Annotated in this window: 8 protein-coding genes; 4 read left to right on the top strand and 4 right to left on the bottom strand. The window is 69.6% G+C overall.

What is annotated here, in order from left to right; translation table 11 throughout:
* Nucleotides 1-23 precede the first annotated feature (23 nt).
* Together ASD23_RS17155 and ASD23_RS17150 are read right to left on the bottom strand one after the other, a co-directional pair.
* A complete protein-coding gene (locus ASD23_RS17155; protein ID WP_200941751.1) occupies nt 24-788 on the bottom strand; it encodes an ABC transporter ATP-binding protein in 765 nt (254 codons plus the stop codon).
* A 1-nt stretch (nt 789) separates the two neighbouring features.
* Nucleotides 790-1608 carry an ABC transporter permease gene (locus ASD23_RS17150; protein ID WP_056014266.1) on the bottom strand — a complete coding sequence of 273 codons (819 nt, stop codon included), beginning with the start codon at nt 1606-1608 and terminating at the stop codon, nt 790-792.
* A gap of 82 nt (nt 1609-1690) precedes the next feature.
* On the opposite strand from ASD23_RS17150, the gene ASD23_RS17145 reads away from it, so the two are divergent.
* A complete protein-coding gene (locus tag ASD23_RS17145) occupies nt 1691-2239 on the top strand; it encodes an ECF transporter S component (RefSeq protein WP_056014263.1) in 549 nt (182 codons plus the stop codon).
* An 82-nt stretch (nt 2240-2321) separates the two neighbouring features.
* Here ASD23_RS17145 and ASD23_RS17140 read toward each other — a convergent pair whose 3' ends face one another.
* A complete protein-coding gene (locus ASD23_RS17140; protein WP_268753237.1) occupies nt 2322-3011 on the bottom strand; it encodes a phosphocholine cytidylyltransferase family protein in 690 nt (229 codons plus the stop codon).
* Nucleotides 3012-3267: 256 nt separating this feature from the next.
* On the opposite strand from ASD23_RS17140, the gene ASD23_RS19460 reads away from it, so the two are divergent.
* From ASD23_RS19460 to ASD23_RS17125, 3 genes are read left to right on the top strand one after another with little or no spacing between them, the layout of a single operon-like run.
* A complete protein-coding gene (locus ASD23_RS19460) occupies nt 3268-4989 on the top strand; it encodes an ATP-binding cassette domain-containing protein (protein ID WP_442854328.1) in 1722 nt (573 codons plus the stop codon).
* Nucleotides 4965-6539, top strand: coding sequence for a hypothetical protein (locus tag ASD23_RS17130; protein ID WP_056014260.1), 1575 nt, complete (start codon nt 4965-4967; stop codon nt 6537-6539). Before ASD23_RS19460 ends, ASD23_RS17130 begins: the two co-directional genes overlap by 25 nt.
* A gap of 10 nt (nt 6540-6549) precedes the next feature.
* On the top strand, nt 6550-6837 hold the full coding sequence (locus tag ASD23_RS17125; RefSeq protein WP_056014257.1) for a DUF3039 domain-containing protein: 288 nt from the start codon (nt 6550-6552) through the stop codon (nt 6835-6837).
* 7 nt (nt 6838-6844) lie between these two features.
* On the opposite strand, the gene ASD23_RS17120 is transcribed toward ASD23_RS17125, so the two are convergent.
* Entirely contained in the window at nt 6845-8164 is a 1320-nt protein-coding gene (locus tag ASD23_RS17120; RefSeq protein ID WP_082571619.1) for a nicotinate phosphoribosyltransferase, read from the bottom strand.
* Between the last annotated feature and the right edge of the window lie 6 nt (nt 8165-8170).

The following is an 8170-nucleotide window of genomic DNA, read 5'->3' as shown; positions in this document are numbered from 1 at the left end:
CATCCGCATCGGCAGTACTGCTGCTAACCGACGCCGTGGTCGGCGTTGTAGCGGGCGAGCACGTCGTCGATCGGGCCGTCGAGCACGAGCGCGCCCTTGTCGAGGTAGAGGCCGCGCGTGCAGAACCGGCGGAGATCGCGTTCGTTGTGCGAGACGAAGAAGAGCGTGCGGCCGCCGGCGAGCAGTTCGTCGATGCGGCGGTAGCACTTCTCGCGGAACGCCTTGTCGCCCACCGCGAGCACCTCGTCGACGAGCATGATCGGTTCCTCGAGCTGCGAGATCACCGCGAAGGCGATGCGCACCTTCATGCCGCTCGAGAGGTGCTTGTAGGGCGTGTCGAGGAAATCGCCGATGTCGGCGAACTCGATGATCTCGTCGAACTTCGCGTCGATCTGCGCGTTCGTCATGCCGTGGAGTCCCGCCGTCAGGTAGACGTTGTCGCGCACGGTGAGATCGTCGACGAACCCGCCGGTGATCTCGATGAGCGGGGCGACGCCGCCCGTGATCTCGACGGTGCCCTCGTCGGCGATCATCACGCCCGCGACGAGCTTCAGCAGCGTCGACTTGCCCTGGCCGTTGCGGCCGACCACCCCGATGGCCTCGCCGGGGCGCACCTCGATCGAGACGTCCCGCAGCGCCCAGAACTCGCCGGGGCGGGTGCGGCGGCGGCGGCCGGCGAGCAGGTCCTTGAACGAGCGGCGACCACGGCGGTTGCGGCGGAAGCGGATGCCGAGCCCGGTCGTGCGAATGGCGAAGGGTGCCGAGGAGACAGCGGTCGTGGCATCCAAATCAGATCTCCTTCAGCACTTGGCGCTCCGAGGAGCGGAACACCCACAGGCCGACCGCGAGGATCGCGAGCGACATGAGCGCGGAGATCGCGACGTTGAACCAGTCGAGTTCGTCGGGGTAGAACCCGGCACGGTAGATGCCGAAGATGCCGGAGAGCGGGTTGAACGCCGCCCAGAAGTGCAGCTGCGGCGGCAGGTCGGTGACGCCGTAGATGATGGGAGAGGCGTAGAACAGGAAGCGCAGGGCGAGCTTGACCGCTCGCTCGAGGTCGCGGAAGAACACCACGAGCGGTGCCACCACCAGCGCGACGCCTGCGGTGAGCACGGCCTGCATCACGATCGCGATCGGGAACAGCGCGAGCTCCCAGTGGAGCTGGATCTCGTCGCGGAAGATCACGACGAACAGCGCCAGCACGGGCAGCGCGAGCAGGAACTCGATGCCCTTCGAGAGCACGATGCGGTTGACCCAGATCGTTCTCGGGATCATGGTCGAGCGGACGAGCTTGGCGTCCTTCAGGAAGGCGCGCGTCGAATCGGAGACCGACCCGTTGAACCACATCCACGGCAGCAGGGCCGACAGCAGGAAGACGAGGTAGGGCTCGGTGCCCACCGGCCGCTGGAAGACCTGGGTGAAGACGAACCAGTAGATGCCCGCCATCACGAGGGGGTCGAGCACCGACCACACGTAGCCGAGCGCGGACGTCGAGTAGCGCACCTTCAGGTCGCGAGTCGTGAGCAACCACAGCGAATGGCGGTACCTGGCCCACGGCGTCCGCTGCAGCGGATGGGCATCACCGTATGCTCTCGACACCGTGCTCATCACGCTCTCATCGTAGATGCCGTACCGGGGTAGATTTGTCTCAGACGGGTGGCAAGTGCCGAGCCCAGTCGGAAGGAGCCTCGTGCACCGCACCAGCACCCGCGTGATCCTGAGCTGCGCCGCGATCGGCGTCGGCGGCGGCCTGTTCGCCGCAGGAGCGGGCTACGCCGCCGGACTCATCGCCGGCATCGCCCCGATGCTCTACGGCATCACGATCGGCTCGCACTTCCTGCCGAGTGCCGTGGCGCTCGCGCTGCTCAAGCGTCCGGGCGTGGGCATCCTCACCGGTTTCATCGCGGGACTCGTCGGTGCGGCGTTCGCCCCGCACTGGATCCTGCGCTTCCTCGGCACGGGTCTCCTCGTCGGCGCACTGCTCGAGCTGCCGTTCTTCATCACGCGCTACAAGAACTGGTCGCCGTGGCTGTACTACGTCGCCGCGGGGGCCTCCGGCCTCATCCTCGCCGCCGGCACCTTCATCGCCCTCGGCCCCGAGCACTACGCGCCGTGGTTCTGGGCGCTCTACCTCGCGATGTTCGCGCTGAGCCCCATCGCCTTCACCTGGCTCGGCCGGGTGATCGCCGCGTCGCTCGCCAGGGCGGGCGTGGCGCGCACCCTGACGACGGGGCGCTGAGCCCCCTCGGCGCAGACGACAGAAGACGAAGAGAGCGGATGCCTCGTGGCATCCGCTCTCTTCTGCTGCGTTGTGCTGCAGGTCACACGAAGTGGTTCGCGCGCTCCAGGTCTTCGGCGAAGTCGATCTCGACCGCGTAGAGGTCGGAGATGTCCATCGGCTCGACGAGGAGGCCGTTCTGCTCGATCGCGAGCTCGAGGCCGCGCTCGAAGTAGTCCTGGTCGCCCACGCGCTGCAGGTGCGCGAGGAACGTGGCCTTGTCACGGCTCGAGATGTAGTTGATGCCCACGGCCTCGCCGAGACCGCCCTTGACGGTCTTGGACAGCGCCTTGATGTAGCCCTCGGCGCTCGTCGTGTACTTCACCTCTTCATCGGAGACCTTCGAGGTGTTGACCGTGACGAAGGACTGGTCGCGAGCGATGTAGGGCAGCGCGCGGTCGAGGATCGACGGGTCGAAGACGACGTCGCCGTTCATCCACAGCACGCCGCCGGGCTGCGACGCCGCGAGGGCGCGCATGAGGCTCTTCGAGGTGTTCGTCTGGTCGTACTCCTCGTTGTAGACGAACGACGCCTGCGGGAACGCCTCGATGATGTGCTCGAGCTTGTAGCCGACGACGATCGTCACGTTGGCGTTGCCGCCGAACGCGTGCTCGATGTTGTCGAACTGCTGGCCCATGATGGTGCGGCCGTCGCTGAGTTCGGTGAGGGGCTTGGGGAGGGATCGCCCGAGCCGGCTCCCCATGCCGGCCGCGAGAATCACGATCTGGGTCACTGCATCTCCTTCGGTGGGTCGGATGCCCCGGGCCCCCTCCTCGTCGCCGAGGATTGGCCCGGATTTCATCCGGAAGTTCACATATGGACACGCCGTTATGCCGGTACTCAGGATATCGGGGCCGTCCGCTGCCCACCATGTGGGGGTCAAGGTCGTAGTGCGATCGTGATACGACACTCAGCCGATACCCAGTCTCCCTTCGCAATCGCCTCCCGACAAGGCTCGCAAGGGCGGTACTGATTGATAGGTTGTCTGGGTGACTTCCGTTTCGCGCTCCGAACACGACGACGAAACTGCCGAAGGCACCGGCGCGGGGGCGTCCGAATCGACGCAGTCCCAGCCGGCGCGTTCGACAGCGGCGGCGAAGCGCCCTGCGCGCACGTCCGCTCCGAAGACGACCGACGCCACGACGGCGAGGTCGGCGAAGTCGACGGCGGCGAAGAAGTCCGCGGCCGCGACCGGGTCGAAGACCGCAGCCGCGAAGACGACGGCCGCCAAGACCGCCGCCGCGAAGACGACGGCCGCGAAGACGGCTGCCGCGAAGAAGCAGGCCGCCGCTGCAGCCGCAGCCGAGTCTGTCGAGTCCGCCGAAGGCGAGACGCTCGAGACCCCGCCGGCCTCCAAGCGCACGGCCGCGTCGCGCACCGCCTCCGCGAAGGCCGCAGCTGCGCGCGGCGAGGCCGCCAAGACCACGAGGGCTCCGCGTGCCACCGCGGCCAAGAGCACCGCGACCACCCGCACCGAGGCCGCAGCCACGGCAGCGTCGCGCCGTCAGTCGCAGCAGGTCGCTGCGGCGCTCACCACCGAGACGACGGCCGCCGAGCGGCCCACCCGCAAGGCTCCCGACACCGCCGCGGCGACGGTGTCGGAACCCCCGGTCGCGCCCGAGGGTCGCGCCGTGCGGTCCGAGATCGACGAGGAGACGGTGGAGCGCGCGCCGACTCGCCCGATCACCGGCACCGCAGCAGCAGCCTCGGCCGCGGCACTCGCCGGCAGCGAGGTCGCTGAGGCGCCCGCAGCAGAGTCCCCGGTCGTGGCTCCTGCCGCGGAAGCCCCGGTCGTCAGCGCCCCGTCGCCCGTAGCCGAGACGAGCGACGCCGTCGCCGCGGCATCCGGCAGCGCGGCCCAGGCCGTCGCGGTGATCCAGCCCGTCAAGAAGCCCGCGGCCCGCAAGAAGCGCTCGCTGCGCCCGGCTCGCAGCGCACCTCCGGCGACCGCGCCGAGGGTGCTCGCGATCGAGGGGCTCGTGAAGAAGTTCGGCGAGAACACTGCCGTCGACGGCATCAGCCTCGAGGTGCGCGCCGGCTCGTTCTTCGGCATCGTCGGCCCGAACGGCGCCGGCAAGACGACGACCCTCTCGATGGTCACCGGGCTCCTTCGCCCCGACTCGGGGTCCGTCCGCATCCACGACATCGACGCGTGGGCCAACCCCCAGGCGGCCAAGCGCGCCACGGGCGTGCTGCCCGACCGCCTGCGGCTGTTCGACCGGCTGACCGGTGCGCAGCTCCTCTACTACTCGGGAGTGCTGCGCGGTCTCGACAGCCGCACTGTGCGCGAGCGCAGCGCCGACCTGATCACGGCGTTCGGCCTCGACGACGCCGTCGACCGCCTGGTCGCCGACTACTCCGCGGGCATGACCAAGAAGATCGCGCTCGCGTGCGCCATGATCCACTCGCCGCGCCTTCTCGTGCTCGACGAGCCGTTCGAATCCGTCGACCCCGTGTCTGCGGCGAACCTCACCGAGATCCTCGAACGCTACGTGGCGGGCGGCGGCACCGTCGTGCTCTCGAGCCACGGCATGGATCTCATCGAGCGCGTCTGCGACTCCGCGGCGATCATCGTGGCCGGCCGCGTGCTCGCGGCCGGAACGCTCGACGAGGTCCGCGCCGGGCAGACCCTCGAAGACCGATTCGTCGAGCTCGCCGGCGGACGCAAGGCTGCGGAAGGCATGGAATGGTTGCACAGTTTCTCCGACTGAAACTGAGGCTGCTCGGCAACATCTTCCAGCGCAGTACCTGGCAAGTCGTCGGCATCGTCATCGGGCTGATCTACGGGCTCGGTCTCGCGGCACTGCTGTTCGCGTCGCTCGTCGGGCTGCGCTTCGTCGATGACGTCGACACCATCCGCGACGCCTTCGTCGTGGCCGGATCGATCACCGTGCTCGGCTTCATCGTCGTCCCGCTGATCTTCGGGGTCGACGACACGATGGACCCCCGGCGATTCGCACTCTTCGGCCTGCCCGACCGCTCGCTCGCGATCGGGCTCGCCGTGGCGGCCGTCGTCGGCATCCCGGCGCTCGTGCTCGCCATCGTGCTGCTCGGCACCGTGGTGACCTGGTCGCGCGGATTCGGCGAGACCCTCCTCGCGATCCTCGCCGCGGCGATCGCCTTCGCCACCTGCCTGCTGCTCGCGCGCGTCGCCACCGGCCTCGCCTCCCTGCTGCTCGCGACCCGACGGGCCCGCGAGCTCAGCGGCGTGCTCGGCCTGCTCCTGATCGTCATGGCGTCGCCGATCATCGTCGTGCTCGTCTCGGTCGACTGGGAGAGCTCGGGCGCCGAGGTCATGGCATCCATCGCCGGCGTGCTCTCCTGGACCCCGTTCGGCGCGGCCTTCGCGGTGCCCGGCGATGCGGCCGCTGGCGAGTGGGGCGCCGCGATCGTCAAGTTCCTGATCGCCGCGGCGAGCCTCGTGGTCATCTGGTTCGGCTGGAAGTCCCTCGTCGCCAAGATGCTCGTGACCCCCGGCCGCGAGGCCTCGGCGAAGAGCTACCGCGGTCTCGGCTGGTTCGACCGGCTCCCGCAGGGCGCCGCCGGCGCCGTCGCCGCACGCAGCTTCACCTACTGGTTCCGCGACGCCCGCTACTGGGTCTCGCTCGTCATGGTGCCGATCGTGCCCGTCATCGTGATGGTGCCGCTCAGCCTCGCCGGCGTGCCGACCGAGTACCTCTGGCTCATCCCGGTGCCGCTCATGTGCCTGTTCCTCGGCTGGAGCCTCCACAACGACACCGCCTACGACTCGACGGCTGTCTGGCTGCACGTCGTCTCCGGCGTGCGCGGGATCTCCGACCGCATCGGCCGCCTCGTGCCCGTGCTGATCGCGGGAGTGCTCGTCATCGGCCTCGGCAGCGCCGTCACGGTCTTCGTGCTGAACGACTGGCGCCTGCTGCCGTCGCTCCTCGGCGTGAGCACCGCGCTGCTGCTTGCGGGCCTCGGGGTCGGCTCGATCACGTCGGCCAGGTTCCCGTATCCCGCGGTCAAGCCCGGCGACAGCCCGTTCCAGCAGCCGCAGGCCACCGGCACGATCACGGCGCTCGTGCAGTCCATCACGATGATCGGCTCGCTGCTCATCGCGCTGCCCGCCGTGGTGTTCGCCGCGCTCGGCATCCTGGTCGATCCGGCATGGCACGCGGCATCCTTCGCCTCGGGAGTCGGGCTCGGCCTGCTGGTGCTCGTGGTCGGCGTGATGGCGGGCGGCCGGGTCTTCGACCGCCGCGGCCCCGAGATCGTCGGTGCCGCGATCCGCGCGTAGAATCGAACGCATGATCTCCTCCGTGCGCGTGAGCATCGCCGACCCCGGTTCGCCGGGTGGCGGCACCGACGTTCTCGACCGCGAGCTCGAGAAGCTCCTGAACGAAGAGGCCATCGAGCCCGGCGACCACGAGCGGTTCTCGCACTACGTGCAGAAGGACAAGATCCTGCAGTCGGCCCTCACCGGCAAACCCGTGAAGGCGTTGTGCGGCAAGAAGTGGACCCCGGGGCGCGACCCCGAGAAGTTCCCCGTCTGCCCGACCTGCAAGGCGATCTACGAGAAGATGAAGGCGGAGTAGCCCGCGCTCAGCGGTACGACGTCGGGATCACGGGTTCGCCGCGACCCAACCGGAACGCCTCGATCGGCAGCTCCTGCATGACCGTGGAGCGGTGCGCGCGCGCAGCCTCGGTGCCCGCCTCTCCGAGGAACGCGGGGTCGGGTTCGCCGCCGGCCATGAGCTGCACCATGAGCGGGCGCAACTCGGTGCCCGCCTCGAATTCCGCCTCGCCGTCGGGGCCGTCGCCCACGAAGACGAGTTCCTCGCGAGCGGTGAGGGTCGAGTCGAGGCGGCGCGCGGCGTTCTTGCGGCCGCCGACGCTCGCCTTCTGCGTCGACGCCTTCGCGACGGAGACCCACTCGCCGGCGTCGTCGCGACGTGCGACGAGCTTGAACACCATGCCCGCTGCCGGGAACCCAGAGCCGGTGACGACCGCCGTGCCGACGCCGTAGGCGTCGACCGGGGCACCCGAGAGCCCGGCGATCGTGAACTCGTCCAGATCGCTCGTGACGGTGATGCGCGTGTCGACGGCGCCGAGCGTGTCGAGCTGCTCGCGCACCGCGGCGACGACGGTCGGCAGGTCGCCCGAGTCGATGCGCACGGCGCCGAGCTCGGGTCCGGCGACCTTCACGGCGAGCTCGACGCCCTTCGTGATGTCGTAGGTGTCGACGAGCAGGGTCGTCTTCGGCCCGAAGGCCTCGACCTGGGCCCGGAACGCACTCTCTTCGGTGTCGTGCAGCAGCGTGAACGCGTGCGCGGCGGTGCCCATCGTCGGGATGCCCCAGGTGCGCCCCGCCTCGAGGTTCGAGGTGGCGTCGAATCCCGCGATGTAGGCGGCTCGCGCAGCGGCGATCGCCGAGCCCTCGCTCGTGCGGCGGGAGCCCATCTCGGCGATCGGCCGGCCGAGGGCGACGGAGACCATGCGCGCGGCGGCGCTCGCGACCGACGAGTCGTAGTTGAGGGTCGAGAGCACGACGGTCTCGAGCATGACCGCTTCGGCGAACGTCGCCTGGATCGTGAGCAGCGGCGAGCCGGGGAAGTAGGCCTCGCCCTCGCGGTAGCCCCAGATGTCGCCCGTGAACCGGTAGTCGGCGAGCCAGTCGAGGGTCGCCGGCCGCACCACCTCGTGCGCGCGGAGCCACTCGAGCTCGGCCTCCTCGAAGCGGAACCGCTGGATCAGCTCGAGCAGGCGCCCGGTGCCCGCGACGACGCCGTAGCGCCGCCCGTCGGGCAGGCGTCGCGCGAAGGCCTCGAACAGGCTCTCGCGATGGGCGGTGCCGTCGAGCAACGCGGCATCGACCATCGTCAGTTCGTATCGGTCGGTGAAGAGCGCTGCTGAGCCGGTCACCCGCCC

Source organism: Agromyces sp. Root1464 (genome assembly GCF_001427265.1).
Classification (GTDB): Bacteria; Actinomycetota; Actinomycetes; order Actinomycetales; family Microbacteriaceae; genus Agromyces; species Agromyces fucosus.
This window is presented reverse-complemented; position numbering and strand designations above follow the sequence as displayed.

What these genes read in the sequence shown, in the direction of transcription:
- ASD23_RS17150 (WP_056014266.1), bottom strand. Translation starts at nt 1,608, where the DNA reads ATGAGCACGGTGTCGAGAGCATACGGTGATGCCCATCCGCTGCAGCGG.
- ASD23_RS17130 (WP_056014260.1), top strand. Translation starts at nt 4,965, where the DNA reads ATGGTTGCACAGTTTCTCCGACTGAAACTGAGGCTGCTCGGCAACATC.
- ASD23_RS17125 (WP_056014257.1), top strand. Translation starts at nt 6,550, where the DNA reads ATGATCTCCTCCGTGCGCGTGAGCATCGCCGACCCCGGTTCGCCGGGT.